This is a genomic window from Kitasatospora sp. NPDC023176, assembly GCF_055560495.1.
On record NZ_JBVHIP010000042.1, the window covers coordinates 26166 to 42123 of the forward strand.

Genomic DNA, 15958 nt, shown 5'->3' on the forward strand with positions numbered 1-15958 from the left:
TCAGCCCAGCAGCACGTCGTCGGAGGCGAGCTGACGCAGCTCGCGCACCAGCAGGGCCGTGCCGGTGATCAGCGCGGCGGCGCCGACCAGGGCGTTGACCAGCTTGAGGGTGTCGCTCTCCTCGCGGGCCTTGCGGACGTCCTTGGCGATGGAGACCGCACCGAACGCGCTGGTGCCGATGGACAGCCACAGGCCGGGCTTCGAATGCTTCCATCCCTTGATGGAGCTCGGGGCCTTCGCCTTTTCGATCTTGCTCACAGTGCCGGTACCTCCTCCAGCAGGGTGTGCCCCCACTTGTCGTTGAGAGCGGCCTCGACGGCGCCGCCCACGCGGTACAGGCGGTCGTCCGCCATCGCGGGAGCGATGATCTGCAGGCCGACCGGGAGATTGTCCTCCGGAGCCAGGCCGACCGGCAGCGACATGGCCGCGTTGCCCGCAAGGTTGGACGGAATCGTGCACAGGTCGGCCAGGTACATCGCCATCGGGTCGTCGGCGCGCTCGCCGATCGGGAAGGCGGTGGTCGGCGTGGTCGGCGAGACCAGCACGTCCACGCCGGCGAAGGCCGCGTCGAAGTCGCGCGAGATCAGCGTGCGGACCTTCTGGGCCGAGCCGTAGTACGCGTCGTAGTAGCCCGAGGAGAGGGCGTAGGTGCCCAGGATGATGCGGCGCTTGACCTCGTCGCCGAAGCCGGCCTCGCGGGTCAGCGCGGTGACCTCCTCGGCCGAGCGCGAGCCGTCGTCGCCGACCCGCAGGCCGTAGCGCATGGCGTCGAAGCGGGCCAGGTTGGAGGAGCACTCCGACGGCGCGATCAGGTAGTACGCCGGCAGCGCCAGGGTGAAGGACGGGCAGGACACCTCGACGACCTCGGCGCCCAGCTCGCGCAGCAGCTCCACCGACTCGTTGAAGCGCTGCATCACGCCGGTCTGGTAGCCCTCGCCGGCGAACTCCTTGACGACGCCGATCCGCATGCCGCGGATGTCGCGCATCTTCGCGGCCTCGACCACGGCCGGGACGGGCGCGTCGATCGAGGTGGAGTCCAGCGGGTCGTGCCCGGCGATGGCCTCGTGCAGCAGCGCCGCGTCCAGCACCGTACGGGCGCAGGGGCCGCCCTGGTCCAGGCTGCTGGAGAACGCGACCAGGCCGTAGCGGGACACCGAGCCGTAGGTCGGCTTGACGCCGACGGTGCCGGTGACGGCGCCGGGCTGGCGGATCGAGCCGCCGGTGTCGGTGCCGATCGCCAGCGGGGCCTCGAAGGCGGCCAGCGCGGCGGCCGAACCGCCGCCGGAGCCGCCGGGGATGCGGGTGAGGTCCCACGGGTTGCCGGTCGGGCCGTAGGCGGAGTTCTCGGTGGAGGAGCCCATCGCGAACTCGTCCATGTTGGTCTTGCCGAGGATGACGACGCCGGCGTCCTTGAGACGGGTCGTCAGGGTGGCGTCGTAGGGCGGGATCCAGCCCTCGAGCATCTTGGACCCGCAGGTGGTCGGGATGCCCTTGGTGGTGAAGACGTCCTTCAGCGCGAGCGGGACGCCGGCCAGCGGGCCCAGCTCCTCGCCCTTGGCGCGCTTGTCGTCGACGGCCTTGGCGGCGGCCAGCGCGCCCTCGGTGTCGACGTGCAGGAAGGCGTTGACCTTCTTGTCGACGGCCCCGATGCGGTCCAGGTGCGCCTGGGCGACCTCGACGGCGGAGACCTCGCCCTTGGCGATGGCGCCCGCGGTCTCAGCGGCGGTGAAACGGATCAGCTCGGTCATATCGGTCAGTCCTCCCCGAGGATCTGCGGCACACGGAAACGCTGCTCCTCGGCGGCGGGGGCGCCGGACAGCGCCTGCTCCGGGGTGAGCGACGGCCGCACCTCGTCCGCGCGCATGACGTTGGTCAGCGGCAGCGGGTGGGAGGTCGGCGGGACGTCCTGTCCGGCGACCTCGGAAACGCGGGCGACCGCGCCGATGATCACGTCGAGCTGCTCGGCGAAGTGGTCCAGCTCTTCGGGCTTCAGCTCAAGACGCGACAGCCGGGCGAGGTGGGCGACCTCCTCGCGCGTGATGCCAGGCATGCAGCGATCCTCAGGGTGAGTTCTGGTGAGGCCCGGCGGAGCCTGCGGCGCCGCCGGGCCCGGGCAGGAGCAGCCGGTTCGGCGCTCCGTCCTCGTGGTCTTTGGACCCCATCCTATGGGGCCCGGCCCGGCCACCGGCCAACGAGTAGAGGTACGGCCCCGTTACCGCGATCCGCGGGTGCCGGTCACTGGGGCCTGGTGCGGGCCCAGCCCTGGGCGCCCGGCGCCTGGAAGCCGATCTGCGCGGCCGGCATCGCCGGGCCGCGCTGGACGCCCTGGACGGCGGGCGGCAGCACCGGCGGGAGGGTCGGTGGCAGCACCGGCAGCACCGGTGGCAGCGCGGCGGGCTGGACGGCCGGCTTGACCGCGGCGGGCCGGTCCACCGGCTTGATGATCGACGGGAGCTGCGAGGCGGGGCCGAAGCGCTCCACCGTCGGGGCGCCGGTGGTGCGGTGCACCCGCAGCCAGGCGGTGGCCTGCTCGGCGGGCAGCGCGGCCGACACCAGCCAGCCCTGGACGGCGTCCACGCCCATGCAGTGCAGCCGCTCCCAGGTCTCGTCGTCCTCGACGCCCTCGGCGACGACGGTCAGACCGAGCGAGTGGGCCAGCTCCACCGAGCAGCGGACCACCGCCGCGTCGTGGTCGTCGATGACCATCCGGGAGACGAAGGAGCGGTCGATCTTCAGCTCGCCGACCGGCAGGCTGCGCAGCCGCACCAGCGAGGAGTGGCCGGTGCCGAAGTCGTCCAGGGACATCCCGACGCCGTAGCCGCGCAGCTCCGCCAGGGTGTCGGCGGCGCGCCGGGAGTCGTCCAGCAGCAGCCGCTCGGTGATCTCCAGCTGGAGCGCGTGGGCCGGCACCTGGTGGCGGACCAGGTGCCCGGCGACGCGCTGGGCGAAGCCGGGGTTGAGCACGTCGCGCGGCGAGACGTTGACCGCGACCTGCACCTGGAGGCCCAGGTCGCGCCAGTAGGCGAGCTGGCCGACGGCCGCCTCCAGCACGTAGTCGGTGAGCCGGGGCATCAGGCCGCTGGACTCGGCGAGCCCGACGAACTCGTCCGGGGAGACGTTCCCCTGCCCGGGCCGCTCCCAGCGCAGCAGCGCCTCCAGGCCGACCACCCGGCCGTCGAAGGCCACCTTCGGCTGGTAGTGCAGCTGAACCTCGCCGGTCTCCAGGGCCCGGCGGAGGTCCCCGAGCAGGCCGATCCGGTACGGGGTGTCGGCGTCCTGGGTCTCGTCGTACTGGGCCACCCCGCTGCACTCGCGCTGGGCATGGCCCATCGCCACGTCGGCCCGGCGCAGCAGTGACTCGGCGTCCTGGGCGCCCTGCGGGTAGACGCAGACGCCGGCGCTGGCCTCCAGCACCAGCAGCAGCCCGTCCAGCCGGATCGGCGCGGCGAGTTCGGCGATCAGCGCCTTGGCGACGCGCTCCAGGCTGTCCGGGCAGTTGATCCCGGGCAGCAGGACGGCGAACTCGTCGCCGCCCATCCGGGCCACCATCGGGCGGCCGCGCCGGTAGTGCCGGGGCAGGCCGGCGAAGACGTCGTCGATGGACTCCCGGGTGGCGCTGCCGGCCGGGCCGCCGGAGCGCAGCGCCCGATGGAGTCGGCGGGCGATGTGAACCAGAAGGCGGTCACCGGCCGTATGACCAAGTGTGTCGTTCAACGATCGGAAGCGGTCGAGGTCAAGCAGGATGAGACCGACGCTGTAGCCTTCCTCGCGCTCGACGATCGCCTCCTGGGCGGCCAGCAGTAAGGCCTGACGGTTGGGCAGATCCGTCAGGGGGTCGGTCAGCTGGTCGCGGGCGCGGTCGCGGGCGATCCGCCAGGCCGCCACCAGGACGGCCAGCGGGACCGCGAACAGCGGCAGCAGTTCGGGTTCGTACCGGTAGACCAGGACGGCCAGCGGGATGAGCGGCGCGGCTCCGGCCAGCAGCACGCCGAGCAGCAGGACCGCACCCGCCACCCCCTGCGGCGGGCGTGTGGGCGCGCCGCCGGTCGTACGATCCATAAGCCCTGTCCTCCGTCGGGCCCGCCCCGTCAGGCCGCCTTACGGTGAGGCACCGTGCTGGTACCGACAGCTGCCGGGCATGGAGCGACCCCGAGGAGCACCGGCTCAGCCGGTGCCCCCACCCCTGCTGACACTCTGTTGCGCTCCAGGGTATGCCGGGGTCCACCCGGTGGGCAGACTTTCGGACAACCGGAAACGCGCCACCGCTCCCGGGTGTCACACAGTGACACAATGCCCGCTTTCACTGGACGACACCCGGTGACGTTGCATCAGGACGATAACAACACGGATCGGGCCACCGGCCGCTCGGGTCCGCTCCGGATCAGCCCTCGGCGGGGGCCTCGACGGGCTCGGCGGCCGGCTCCGGCTCCGGAAGTCCCAGGTGGGCGCGGGCGGCCGACGGTCCGTCGGCGAGCAGGACGGCGAAGCCCGCGTCGTCCAGCACCGGCAGTCCGAGCTGGACGGCCTTGTCGTACTTCGATCCAGGGTTGTCACCGGCGACCACAAAATCGGTCTTCTTCGAAACCGAACCGGTCACCTTCGCTCCGCGCGAGGTCAGCGCCTCCTTGGCACCGTCCCGGGTGTGGCCGGCCAGCGTCCCGGTCACCACCACCGTCAGCCCCTCCAGCGGGCGCTCCGCCGCCTCCTCGTCCGCGAACTCCTCGACGAAGCGCACGCCCGCGGCACGCCACTTCTCCAGGATCTCCCGGTGCCACTCCTCCTCGAACCACTCCTTGATCGAGCGGGCGATCGTCGGTCCGACGCCCTCGACCGCGGCCAACTCCTCCTCGGTGGCCGAGAAGACCCGGTCCAGGTCACGGAACTCCCGCGCCAGCTCCTGCGCCGCGACCGGGCCGACGTGCCGGATCGACAGGCCGTTCAGGAAGCGCCAGAGCGGACGCTCCTTCGCCCCCTCCAGGTTGTCCAGCAGGGTCTGCAGCGACTTCTTGGGCTCGCCCTTGGTGGTCGCGAAGAAGAAGACCTCCTTCTCCTTGCCCGTCTTGTCGTCCAGCTTGGGCATGCCGGTCTTCTGGTCGCGCACCAGCACCTTGATCGGCAGCAGCTGCTCATCGGTCAGCCCGAAGACGTCGCCCTCGTTGCGCACCGGCGCCTCGGCCGGCTCCAGCGGCTGGGTCAGCGCGGTGGCCGCCACGTAGCCGAGCCCCTCGACGTCCAGGCACTGCCGCCCGCCGAGGAAGGCGATCCGCTCCCGGATCTGGGCCGGGCAGTGCTGGGCGTTGGGGCAGCGCAGGTCGATGTCCCCCTCGGACATCGGGCGCAGCACGGCGGCGCACTCCGGGCAGTGCGAGGGCATCACGAAGGCCTGCTCGGTGCCGTCCCGCAGGTCGTAGACCGGCCCGAGGATCTCCGGGATCACGTCGCCGGCCTTGCGCAGCACGACGGTGTCGCCCAGCAGGACGTCCTTGGCCTTGACGATCTCCTGGTTGTGCAGCGTCGCGTACTGCACCATCGAGCCGGCCACCTTCACCGGCTCGGCCAGCACCGCGTACGGGGTGGCCCGGCCGGTTCGGCCGATTCCGACCTTGATCTCGGCGAGCTTGCCGGTGACCTCCTCCGGCGGGTACTTCCAGGCGATCGCCCAGCGCGGGGACTTGGAGGTGGCGCCGAGCCGGCCCTGCAGGGCGATCTCGTCCACCTTCACCACGACGCCGTCGATCTCGTGCTCGACCGAGTGCCGCTGCTCGCCGAAGTGCTTGATGAAGGCCCGGACCTCGGCCAGCGTGCCGACCACCTCGTTGTGCCGGGCGGTGGGCAGCCCCCAGTCGTGCAGCAGCCGGTAGGCGTGCGACTGGTTGTCGATGTCGAAGCCGACCCGGGCGCCGATGCCGTGCACCACCATGTGCAGCGGGCGGGAGGCGGTGACGTGCGGGTCCTTCTGGCGCAGCGAACCGGCGGCGGCGTTGCGGGGGTTCATGAACAGCCGGATCATCGCCCGGGGCCGCCGGCCCTCCTTGGCGCGCTCCTCGTTCTCCTGCCGGCGGCGCTCGTTCTCCGCCGCGAAGGAGGCGTTGAGCGCGTCGAACTCCTCGGTCGGGAAGTAGACCTCGCCGCGGATCTCCACCAGCTCCGGGACGTTCTCGCCCTTGAGCTGGTGCGGGATCTCCCTGATGGTGCGGACGTTGGCGGTGATGTCCTCGCCGACCCGGCCGTCGCCGCGGGTCGCCGCCTGCACCAACTGGCCGTTCTCGTAGGTGAGGTTGACGGCCAGGCCGTCCACCTTGAGCTCGCACAGGTAGTGGTACTCGATGCCGTCCAGCTCGGTGGCGACCCGGTCCGCCCAGGCGGCCAACTCCTCGTCGTCCATCGCGTTGTCCAGGCTGAGCAGCCGCTCGCGGTGCTCGACCTCGGCGAACAGCGCGGTGGCGGCTCCGCCGACCCGCTGGGACGGCGAGTCCGGCGTCACCAGGGCCGGGTGCTCGGCCTCCAGCGACTCCAGCTCGCGCATCAGCGCGTCGAACTCGGCGTCGCTGACGACCGGAGCGTCCTGCTCGTAGTACCGGGCGCGGTGGTCGGTGATCTCCTTCGCCAGCTCGGCGTGCCGCCGGCGCACCTCCGCCGGGACGTCCTCCCAGCCCTCGACAGCCGTCACCGCAAGCCCTCCTACGTTCTCATTCCGGGTTGTCCACCAGGCTCTGCGCCGCCCGTGCCGCGAGCGACAGCGCCCTGCGCGCGTACGCCGGGGAGGCCCCGGCCAGACCGCAGGTCGGCGTCACCAGCACACGACGGCCCAGCAGCTCCGGAGCGAACCCGAGCCTGCGCCACAAGGTCCTGACCCCCTGGACACTACCGGCCGGGTCGGACACCGCCTGGTCAGTGGCGGGGACGACACCAGCGAGGATCGCCGTGCCGCCCTCCACCGCCTCGCCCAGATCGTCGTCCTGGCGCTCGGTGAGGAGGGAGAAGTCCAGCGAGATCCCGGCGACCCCGGCCCGGCGCAGCAGCGGGACCGGGACGTCCGGGGCGCAGGAGTGCACGACCACGGGGACGTCCAGGCTCGTGATCACCTGCCGCAGCACCTCCTCGGCGACCTGCCGGTCCACCGCGCGCAGCCGCTGGAAGCCGCTGGCGGTCTTCACCGACCCGGCCAGCACGGCGGGCAGCGAGGGCTCGTCCAGCTGCAGGACCGGCTGCGCGCCCGGGACGCGCTTGCGGACCTCGGCGAGGTGGCGGCGCAGGCCCTCGGTGAGCGAGCCGGCGATGTCCCGGCAGGCGCCCCGGTCGGCGAGCGCCTTCTCGCCGTGCTTGAGCTCGATGGCCGCCGCCAGCGTCCACGGGCCGACGGCCTGGACCTTGAGCGCGCCCTGGTGGCCCTGGGTGAACTCCTCCAGCGCGTCCAGGTCCTCGCCGAGCCAGGAGTGGGCCCGCCGGGTGTCCCGGCCGGGGCGGTCGGTGAACCGCCAGCCGCTGGGCTCGGTCTGCGCGAACAGCTCGACCAGCAGGCCGGCGCCGCGGCCGATCATGTCGGCGCCCGGGCCGCGCGCGGGCAGCTCGGGCAGGAACGGCAGGTGCTCCAGCGCACCGGTGGCGGTCTTGGCGGCCTCCCGGGCGTCGGTGCCGGGCAGCGAGCCGACGCCGGTGGCGGCGCCGCGCAGGTCGGGGAAGGGGTGTCCGGTACTCACCCGCCCGAGCCTACTCATGCGGACGGCCCCGGTGCCGAGCGCGGGGCTCGGCAGCGGGGCCGTCGGCTGGGGAGCGGGGTCAGTACGCCTGGTAGCCGAACTCGTCGACCACGAGGTGCAGCGGGGCGTCGCTCGCGTTGTAGAGCGAGACCTTGCCGTCCTTGACCGGGACGACCACCTGGTTCGGGATGGTCTGTCCGGGCAGGAAGTTCAGGTTCGACACGTCCGGAAGGGCGTCACCGTGCGGGTAGACCGTCAGGTGGCCCTGGGCTCCCGGCTCGGTGACGGTCACGTTCAGGGTCACCGACGTGACGTTCGGGAGATCGCCGACCGGGATGTCCAGGGTGCCCCGGGCCGGGACGGTGCCCGCCGGACGGTCGCCGGACTCCCAGTAGGTGTGCTCACGGGTGTCGACGACCCGGATCGGACCGACCGGGCGGTAGGTGACCTTGCCCTCGGTGGCGTAGTAGCCGGCGAGGTCGGCGAGCACGTGCACGGTGCCGGGGGAGGCGTTGTAGAACAACACCTTGCCGTCCTTCACCGGCACCGTCACCAGGTTCGGAATCGTCTGCCCGGCCGTCCAGTTCAGGTTGGAGACGCTCGGCAGGTCGTCACCGTGCGGGAACACGGTCAGGTGCCCGTCCTGCTGCGGCTCGGTCACCGTCACGTTCATCGTCACCGCCGTCACACCGGTGGCCGGAACACCGGCCACACCGGCCACCGGCACCTCGATGGTGCCCCACGCCGGAACCGGCAGCGCCTTGGGGACGCCGATCGGCTGACGGGTGTCCAGCAGACGCGTCGGACCCTGCGCGTGGAACAGCGAGCCCTTGGGGCTGTAGTAGCCGGCGAGGTCGGCGAGCACGTGCGCGGTGCCGCCGGAGGCGTTGTAGAACGACACCTTGCCGTCCTTCACCGGCACCGTCACCAGGTTCGGAATCGTCTGCCCGGCCGTCCAGTTCAGGTTGGAGGCGGTCGGCAGGTCGTCACCGTGCGGGAAGACCGTCAGGTGCCCGTCCTGCTGCGGCTCGGTCACCGTCACGTTCATCGTCACCGCCGTCACACCGGTGGCCGGAACACCGGCCACACCGGTCACCGGCAGGTCGACGGTGCCCCACGCCGGAACCGGCAGCGCCTTGGGGACGCCGATCGGCTGACGGGTGTCCAGCAGACGCGTCGGGCCGGCCGGGGTGAAGGCGCTGCCGAAGTCCATGTCCTCCTGCGCGCCGCGGTCGCGGATGCCGCTGCCCGTACCGGTGTTGGGCACCGTCGGGGCGTCGACCGGGGCGTAGCCGCCGCGGTCGACCGGCAGCATGCCCGGAGCGTTCTCGTCGGCCGAGTCGATCCGGTGGTCGACCGGCGCGTCCGGGCCCTTCGGCACGTAGGTCAGGTCGACGAAGTCGTGCGAGCCCTGGCCGGTGTTCGCGGTGAACTGGTTCTGGGTGGTGAAGCCGGCACCGGCCCAGCTGTAGGCGGCGCCGCCGCTGCGCGGGTCGATCAGGTTGTAGTCGACCTTGGTGCCCGCGGTGGAGTTGGCCGCGACGCTGATCCCGGTGGCGTTGGCCGGGGTGGCGCAGGCCGCGTTCTGGTTCGCCGCGGTGTTCACCACGTTGTTCTCGACCACCGCGCCGGTCGACGCGCCGTCCAGCACGATCCCGGCGAAGCAGGGCGAGTAGACGGTGTTGGCCACCACGACGGTGTTGGGAGCGTCCTTGACCAGGATGCCGGTCATGTTGTCGACGCTGTTGGGCTGGACCAGGTTGGTGGTCAGGACGGTCCCGGTGGAACCGCCGTCGACCTGGAGCAGCGGGCCGGGCGCGTAGGCGAAGGCGCCGCGGGCCCAGGTCACCTTGTCGGAGGCGTTGGTGATCTTGACGCCCCCGCCCACGGCGTAGACGTTGGTGAACGAGACGTCGTGCCCGCCGTCGACGATCACGGACGGCCGCTGGTAGCTGTGCAGCGACAGGTTCTCGAACCGGAGGTGGTCGGCGCCCTTCACCACGAAGACGCTGTCCGGGTAGTTCGGCGCACCCCCGCTGATGTAGGCCGGGCTGCCCGGACTGTACGGCTGGGCCGGCCCGCGGAAGGTGATCGGCGCGTCGGCGGTGCCGGAGTGGGTCAGGGTCACCGCGGAGCCGTTGTAGCCGCCCGCGGCGATGTCGACCGTCTGCCCGGGCTGCACGACCGCCGCCGCGGCGGCGACGGTGCAGAACGGCGCGGCCGAGGTGCCGGTGCCGCTGTCGGTGCAGTTGGCACCCGCGGCGTTGTTGACGTAGAGCGTGCTGCCCGCCGCGGCCGCGCCGCTCGCACCGACGACCGGCAGACCGATCGTCCCGACGAGCAGCGCGCCGACGGTCAGCGCGGTACGAGTTCTGGAAATAGGAGCCCCCCTGGGCGACTTCGAAGCGTGGACGACGCTTTCCGGCCCCCCGCGGTCCGACCATGATCAGGCGGAGGGCGGAGCGGATCATCGCATGCCCGAGGGGATCTGGCCAACGCGAATTCCACCGGCCTCGGGACCGTCGGCCCCGGGGGGGGTGACTACCGCCCGGGGCGGACGCTGATGTCGGTGATCTCGGCGTCCCGGGAGGCGTCCAGGGCGGCGAGGACGGCCCGGGCGACGGACTCCGGCTCGATCCAGCGGCCGGCGTCGTACTCCTTGCCCTCCTGCTGGTGCACCTTGGCCTGCATCGCGGTGGCGGTGCGGCCCGGGTAGACCGAGGTGACCCGCACGCCGCTCGGGTGCTCCTCCTGGCGCAGCGCGTCGGCCAGCGCCTTCAGGCCGTGCTTGCTGGCCGCGTAGGCCGACCACTCGGCGTGGGCGGTGAGGCCGGCGCCGGAGTTGACGAACACCACGTGGCCCTTGGCCAGGCGCAGCGAGGGCAGCAGCAGCCGGGTCAGCTCGGCGGGGGCGACCAGGTTGACGTTCAGGGTGTCCTGCCAGGCCTTCACCGGCAGGTCTCCCACGGTGCCCAGCTCCACCATGCCGGCGACGTGCAGCAGCGAGTCCAGCTCGATGGGCAGCGCCTGGTGCCCGAAGGCCCAGGACAGCTTGCCCGGGTCGCCGAGGTCCCCGACCAGGGTGCGGGCCCCCGGGAAGCGGTCGCGCAGTTCGCCGGCCCGTCGGGCGTCCCGGGCGAGCAGCCAGAGCTCGTCCCCGCGCTCGGCGAGCTTCTCGGCCAGGACGGCGCCGATGCCGGAGCCGGCGCCGGTGATCAGATGTGCAGCCATGGGCCCGATCCTCTCAGGCCTTGAGCTGGGTGAACACCTCGGCGGGCGTGTCCGCGAAGGTGACCAGCTCGGTGAGCGGCTTCGGCAGGAAGCCCTCGGCGTCCATCCGCTCCAGCTGGGTGCGCAGGCCCGCGTAGAAGCCCTCGGTGTCCAGCACGACGACCGGCTTCTCGAAGAGCCCGTGCTTCTTGAGCTCCAGCACCTCGGTGACCTCGTCCATCGTGCCCAGCCCGCCGACCAGCACCACGATCGCGTCCGCCCGGTTCGCCAACTCCCGCTTGCGCTCGGCGAGATCGGCCGTCCACACCAGCTCGTCCGCTCCGGCGTAGGCCTTGTGCCGCAGCATCTCCACCATCACCCCGACGAGCCCGCCGCCGGCCGCCTTCACCTCGTCGGCGAGCAGCCCCATCAGGCCGGCGTCGGAGCCGCCCCACACCAGGGTGTGGCCGCCCTCCCCGAGCAGCCGGGCGAATTCGGCGGCGGGGGCGGAGTAGCGGTCGTCGAGCGAGTACGCGGAGCAGAAGACGCAGATATTCATGATGCCGTCTGGTCTATCACGCCCGGCCGCCCCCGCTCACCGGCTTAACCTCCGGGGCCCGGCCGCGCGGTGCGGCCGGGCCCCGGGTCCGGTCACGACTCCGGTCACGGGACCGGTCACGGGTGCTGGAACTGCACCTCCGGGTTCGCGGCCGAGGGACCGTCCAGCAGAGGCTGGTGGACGCCCTTGAGGGTCTGGTCGAAGAACGCCCCGACGTACTCCCGGGTCAGCTGCATCCCGCGCTGCGGCGAGGTGGTCGTCCCGGGAGGGGACGGCAGGCCGGCCGCGGCGGCCAGGACCGGGACGTCCGTGAAGCTGGAGTGGTTCTCGCCCGCGACGGCCAGCCAGGGCTTGTAGCCGTCCCAGCCCGCCCAGGTCTCGCCCCAGGACTTGTCCTCGCCGCCGACGGCGTGGTCGCTCTGCTTGCCGAGCAGGAGGAACGAGCGTCCCTCCAGCTTGTCGGTCGGAATCGGCGGGTAGAACGTTCCGTCCATGTTCACCCCGGCCAGGATCCGCCGGTCGTCGGCCATCGCGTTCAGCGTGGAAGCCCCGCCGATCGAGTGCCCGGCCATGCCGATGCGGTCGCGGTCGATCAGGTGGGCCAGGCGCCAGGCCGGGTGCTGCCCGGTCAACCGGTCCAGGACGAAGGACACGTCCTTCGCCCGGCTGTCCGGCAGCGAGTCCGGCGCGCCGGTGTCGCACAGCGCGCAGCCCGGGGTGCTGCCGTCGGCGAGCGTCTCGCCGGAGTCCTCGTAGGTGTGGCCGACCAGGGCCACCACGTAGCCGTGGCTGGCCAGTTCGGTCGCCAGGCCGGTCAGCGTGGCGCGGGGGTTCTCGAAGCCGGGCGAGAGCACCACCAGCGGGAACTTCCCGCCGACGGCCTTCGCCCCGGTGGAGGCGTGGGTGTCGACGCCCACGACGTCCTGCGGCCGAAGCCCGGTCCCGGCCGGGACCCTGGTCGCCACGAAGCCCTGCGCCTCGCCGAGGGTCATGTACGGAGCGGGCTTCCCGGTGCCCTGCCGGGCCGGGTAGAACATCGACACCGCCAGCTGCCGCGGCCCGGCCGAGGGCACCCAGGGGTCGGTGCGGCTCTGATCGGTGAGGTGCAGCACCTCCTCCCCAGCCGCGTACCGCCCGGTCGGGGAGGGCAGCTCGGCGTGGAAGGCGGCGGGGGCGCTGGAGACGGCCGCGGCGGCGGCCACCGTGGGCGAGGGTGAGGCCATGGCGGCCCCGGCCAGCGGAAGGGGCAGGGCGAGTGCGAGGGCGGCGACGGCCGCGACACGACGGATTCGGTTCATGCCCCCGACGGTAGGTCCGGGCCCCGAACCCCCGAATCAGCCCGCCGAATGCCCTCTCCGGCCCCCGTCATCCGCCCGGTTCAGCCCCGTCATCCCTCCGGATGACACCCACCATGGCCCCCTCAGGCCCACACCGCCGGGCGTTCGGTGGTGGTGGACGGCCTCAGGTGTGCTCGACCAACGGCCTGGTCACCGGGACCACCGTGAGGAGTCCTTCGAGGCCCTTGAAGTCGTCCGGATTGGTGGTGAACAGAGGCAGGTCCTCGGCGATCGCGATCGCCGCGATCATCAGGTCGGCCACCCGGCGCCTCGGCTTGCGCCCTGATCCGACCACCGCCGCACAGGCCCGCCCATAGATCCGGGCCGCCTCGGCGTCGAAGGGAATGGGGTCGAACTCGTGCTCGGCCCGCTGGAGCACATCGAGGCGCCGGGCCCGGCCGTGGCCTGCTGGTCAGCGCGGAAGGCGTCCAGGGAGATGTCCGGAGCGCTTCGCGACATGGCGGCGAACTCGGCCCGGGACACGAACCGTCGACGCCGCCGGAGCGGGATCAGCTCACCGATCCGGTGGCCGTCCCTGGTCACCGTGAAGGACTGACCGGCTTGGACGGCGTCCATGATCTCCTCGGGCCTGCTGCGCAGGTCCCGCTGGCTGATCTCGGGTTGCACTGACATGCCTCCGGCGTAGGGGGCGGCATGTCGGTGCGGCGCGGCGTTCGAACCGATCCGGTCAGCTCCCGACGACGCCGACGGCAGGGCGTTCGGTGGTGGCGATGGTGGCGGAGCCGATGACGCGGGTGCCGTCGTAGAGGACGACGGCCTGGCCGGGGGCGATGCCGCGGGCCGGGGTGTCGAGGCGGACGTGGAGGGTGTCGTCGGCCATGGCGGCGGTGACGGGCACCTCCTCGCCGTGGGCGCGGAGCTGGGCGGTGTAGCGGCCCTCGGTCAGGGGCTCGGTGCCGCACCAGCGGGGGCGGATGGCGGTCAGGGCGGTGACGTCCAGGCCCTCGACGGGGCCGACGGTGACGGTGTTGTTCACCGGCGAGATGTCGAGGACGTAGCGGGGCTTGCCGTCGGCGGCCGGGCGGCCGATCCGCAGGCCCTTGCGCTGGCCGATGGTGAAGCCGTAGGCGCCGTCGTGCTCGCCGAGCTTGGTGCCGTCGGCGTCGAGGATGTCGCCGGTGGCGGTGCCGAGGTGCTTGGCCAGGAAGCCCTGGGTGTCGCCGTCGGCGATGAAGCAGATGTCGTGGCTGTCGGGCTTCTTGGCGACGGCCAGGCCGCGGCGCTCGGCCTCCTCGCGGATCTGCTCCTTGGTGGTGTCACCGAGCGGGAAGAGCGAGTGGGCGAGCTGGTCGGAGTCCAGCACGCCGAGGACGTAGGACTGGTCCTTGGCGGCGTCCACGGCGCGGTGCAGCTCGCGCTCGCCGGTGGGCAGGTCGACGATGCGGGCGTAGTGGCCGGTGCAGACGGCGTCGAAGCCGAGCGCGATCGCCTTGTCCAGCAGCGCGGCGAACTTGATCTTCTCGTTGCAGCGCAGGCACGGGTTCGGGGTCCGCCCGGCCGCGTACTCGGCGACGAAGTCGTCGATGACGTCCTCGCGGAAGCGCTCGGCGAGGTCCCAGACGTAGAAGGGGATGCCGATCACGTCGGCGGCCCGCCAGGCGTCCCGGGAGTCCTCGATGGTGCAGCAGCCGCGCGCGCCGGTCCGGAAGGACTGCGGGTTGGCGGACAGCGCCAGGTGGACGCCGGTCACCTCGTGGCCGGCTTCGACGGCGCGGGCGGCGGCGACGGCGGAGTCGACTCCGCCGGACATCGCCGCGAGCACGCGCAGGCGGCCGGTGGACGGAGTGGTCGGGGCACCCGGGAAGTCAGTCATGATGGCAACAAGGGTACGGGGTGGCCCGGCTGTTCCCGGAAGCCGAGACGAACCGGGGGAAGCCGGGGCGGCCAGGGCAGGCCGAGGGAGCCCGTCGGAGGCCGCGGGAGCCCGAGGTCAGCGCCGTACGGACGCCAGGCCCGCGTTGCGGGCCCGCTGCACCGCCGGGCCGATGGCCGCCACCAGCGCCGTGACGTCCTCGGGCACCGAGGTGTGCCCGAGCGAGAACCGCAGCGAGGCGCGGGCCAGCAGCGGGTCGACGCCCATCGCGAGCAGCACGTGACTGGGCTGCGGCACCCCGGCCGAGCAGGCCGAGCCGGTGGAGCATTCGATGCCCTGGGCGTCCAGCAGCATCAGCAGCGCGTCGCCCTCGCAGCCGGGGAAGGAGAAGTGGGCGTTGGCGGGCAGCCGGCCCTCGCCGGCCGGGTCGCCGTTGAGCACCGCGTCCGGGACGGCGGCCAGCACCCCGGCGACCAGGTCGTCGCGCAGCGCGCCGAGCGTCACCGCGTACTCCTCCCGCCGTTCCACGGCGAGCGCCGCGGCGGCCGCGAAGCCGGCGGCGGCGGGGGCGTCCAGGGTGCCGGAGCGTACGTCGCGCTCCTGGCCGCCGCCGTGCAGCAGCGGTACGGGCGCGGCGCCGCGGGAGAGCAGCAGCGCGCCGATGCCGAACGGGCCGCCGATCTTGTGCCCGGTGACGGTGAGCGCGGTGAGGCCCGACCCGGCGAAGGACACCGGGACCTGACCCAGCGCCTGCACCGCGTCGGCGTGCATCGGGATGCCGTACTCGGCGGCCACGGCGGCGAGTTCGCGCACCGGCTGGACGGTGCCGACCTCGTTGTTGGCCCACATCACGGTGACCAGGGCGACGGAGGAGGGGTCGCGTTCGATCGAGGAGCGCAGCGCCTCGGGGTGGACCCGGCCCAGCGGGTCCACCGGCAGGTACTCGACCTCGGCGCCCTCGTGCTCGGAGAGCCAGTGCACCGCGTCCAGCACCGCGTGGTGCTCGACCGGGCTGCACAGCACCCGGGTGCGGGCCGGATCGGCGTCCCGGCGGGCCCAGTACAGGCCCTTGACCGCCAGGTTGTCGGACTCGGTGCCACCGCCGGTGAACACGATCTCGCTGGGGCGGGCGCCCAGCGAATCGGCCAGCGACTCGCGGGCCTCCTCGACCACCCGGCGGGCCCGGCGGCCGGCCGCGTGCAGGGCCGAGGCGTTGCCGACCACCCCCAGGTGCGCCGTCATCGCGGCGATCGCCTCGGGCAGCATCGGCGTGGTCGCCGCATGGTCCAGGTATGGCATAACGATGCGATTGTAGAGG

The 15958-nt window shown here is 72.7% G+C and carries 11 protein-coding genes and 3 pseudogenes; all 14 read right to left on the minus strand.

Annotated features, from left to right (window positions below; genetic code table 11):
* On the minus strand, positions 1-258 hold the full coding sequence (locus tag ACZ3YL_RS36430) for a hypothetical protein (RefSeq protein ID WP_188303728.1): 258 nt from the start codon (positions 256-258) through the stop codon (positions 1-3).
* Positions 255-1748: an Asp-tRNA(Asn)/Glu-tRNA(Gln) amidotransferase subunit GatA gene (gene gatA / locus ACZ3YL_RS36435; RefSeq protein WP_411292909.1), complete on the minus strand. Its 1494-nt coding sequence runs from the start codon at positions 1746-1748 to the stop codon at positions 255-257. The genes ACZ3YL_RS36430 and gatA overlap by 4 nt, the downstream gene beginning before the upstream one ends.
* 5 nt (positions 1749-1753) lie before the next feature.
* A complete protein-coding gene (gene gatC / locus ACZ3YL_RS36440; protein ID WP_030057414.1) occupies positions 1754-2050 on the minus strand; it encodes an Asp-tRNA(Asn)/Glu-tRNA(Gln) amidotransferase subunit GatC in 297 nt (98 codons plus the stop codon).
* Between the two features lie 185 nt (positions 2051-2235).
* Positions 2236-3996 (minus strand): annotated as a pseudogene (locus tag ACZ3YL_RS36445) (putative bifunctional diguanylate cyclase/phosphodiesterase); the annotation flags it as partial.
* Between the two features lie 385 nt (positions 3997-4381).
* Positions 4382-6670: an NAD-dependent DNA ligase LigA gene (gene ligA / locus ACZ3YL_RS36450; protein WP_188303730.1), complete on the minus strand. Its 2289-nt coding sequence runs from the start codon at positions 6668-6670 to the stop codon at positions 4382-4384.
* A gap of 19 nt (positions 6671-6689) precedes the next feature.
* Positions 6690-7700, minus strand: a complete 1011-nt coding sequence (locus ACZ3YL_RS36455) for a methionine synthase (RefSeq protein WP_317620962.1) — start codon at positions 7698-7700, stop codon at positions 6690-6692.
* 79 nt (positions 7701-7779) lie between these two features.
* Positions 7780-9882 carry a right-handed parallel beta-helix repeat-containing protein gene (locus ACZ3YL_RS36460; RefSeq protein WP_188303732.1) on the minus strand — a complete coding sequence of 701 codons (2103 nt, stop codon included), beginning with the start codon at positions 9880-9882 and terminating at the stop codon, positions 7780-7782.
* A 359-nt stretch (positions 9883-10241) separates the two neighbouring features.
* On the minus strand, positions 10242-10931 hold the full coding sequence (locus tag ACZ3YL_RS36465) for an SDR family oxidoreductase (protein WP_188303733.1): 690 nt from the start codon (positions 10929-10931) through the stop codon (positions 10242-10244).
* A 13-nt stretch (positions 10932-10944) separates the two neighbouring features.
* Entirely contained in the window at positions 10945-11469 is a 525-nt protein-coding gene (locus ACZ3YL_RS36470; protein ID WP_465661769.1) for an LOG family protein, read from the minus strand.
* A 116-nt stretch (positions 11470-11585) separates the two neighbouring features.
* Positions 11586-12767: an alpha/beta hydrolase family protein gene (locus ACZ3YL_RS36475; RefSeq protein ID WP_465661771.1), complete on the minus strand. Its 1182-nt coding sequence runs from the start codon at positions 12765-12767 to the stop codon at positions 11586-11588.
* A 163-nt stretch (positions 12768-12930) separates the two neighbouring features.
* A pseudogene (locus ACZ3YL_RS36480) lies at positions 12931-13203 on the minus strand (PIN domain-containing protein); the annotation flags it as partial.
* Positions 13203-13439 (minus strand): annotated as a pseudogene (locus ACZ3YL_RS36485) (type II toxin-antitoxin system Phd/YefM family antitoxin); the annotation flags it as partial. The pseudogenes ACZ3YL_RS36485 and ACZ3YL_RS36480, both read right to left, overlap by 1 nt.
* A gap of 55 nt (positions 13440-13494) precedes the next feature.
* Positions 13495-14640 (minus strand): tRNA 2-thiouridine(34) synthase MnmA, encoded by a 1146-nt coding sequence (gene mnmA, locus ACZ3YL_RS36490; RefSeq protein WP_188303736.1) that lies wholly within the window; start codon positions 14638-14640, stop codon positions 13495-13497.
* Positions 14641-14757: 117 nt separating this feature from the next.
* The gene (locus ACZ3YL_RS36495) at positions 14758-15939 is read right to left on the minus strand and encodes a cysteine desulfurase family protein (RefSeq protein WP_188303737.1); all 1182 of its coding nucleotides are present in this window, start codon (positions 15937-15939) and stop codon (positions 14758-14760) included.
* Between the last annotated feature and the right edge of the window lie 19 nt (positions 15940-15958).

What these genes read in the sequence shown, in the direction of transcription:
- gatA (WP_411292909.1), bottom strand. Translation starts at nt 1,748, where the DNA reads ATGACCGAGCTGATCCGTTTCACCGCCGCTGAGACCGCGGGCGCCATC.
- gatC (WP_030057414.1), bottom strand. Translation starts at nt 2,050, where the DNA reads ATGCCTGGCATCACGCGCGAGGAGGTCGCCCACCTCGCCCGGCTGTCG.
- ACZ3YL_RS36465 (WP_188303733.1), bottom strand. Translation starts at nt 10,931, where the DNA reads ATGGCTGCACATCTGATCACCGGCGCCGGCTCCGGCATCGGCGCCGTC.
- ACZ3YL_RS36470 (WP_465661769.1), bottom strand. Translation starts at nt 11,469, where the DNA reads ATGAATATCTGCGTCTTCTGCTCCGCGTACTCGCTCGACGACCGCTAC.
- ACZ3YL_RS36475 (WP_465661771.1), bottom strand. Translation starts at nt 12,767, where the DNA reads ATGAACCGAATCCGTCGTGTCGCGGCCGTCGCCGCCCTCGCACTCGCC.
- mnmA (WP_188303736.1), bottom strand. Translation starts at nt 14,640, where the DNA reads ATGACTGACTTCCCGGGTGCCCCGACCACTCCGTCCACCGGCCGCCTG.
- ACZ3YL_RS36495 (WP_188303737.1), bottom strand. Translation starts at nt 15,939, where the DNA reads ATGCCATACCTGGACCATGCGGCGACCACGCCGATGCTGCCCGAGGCG.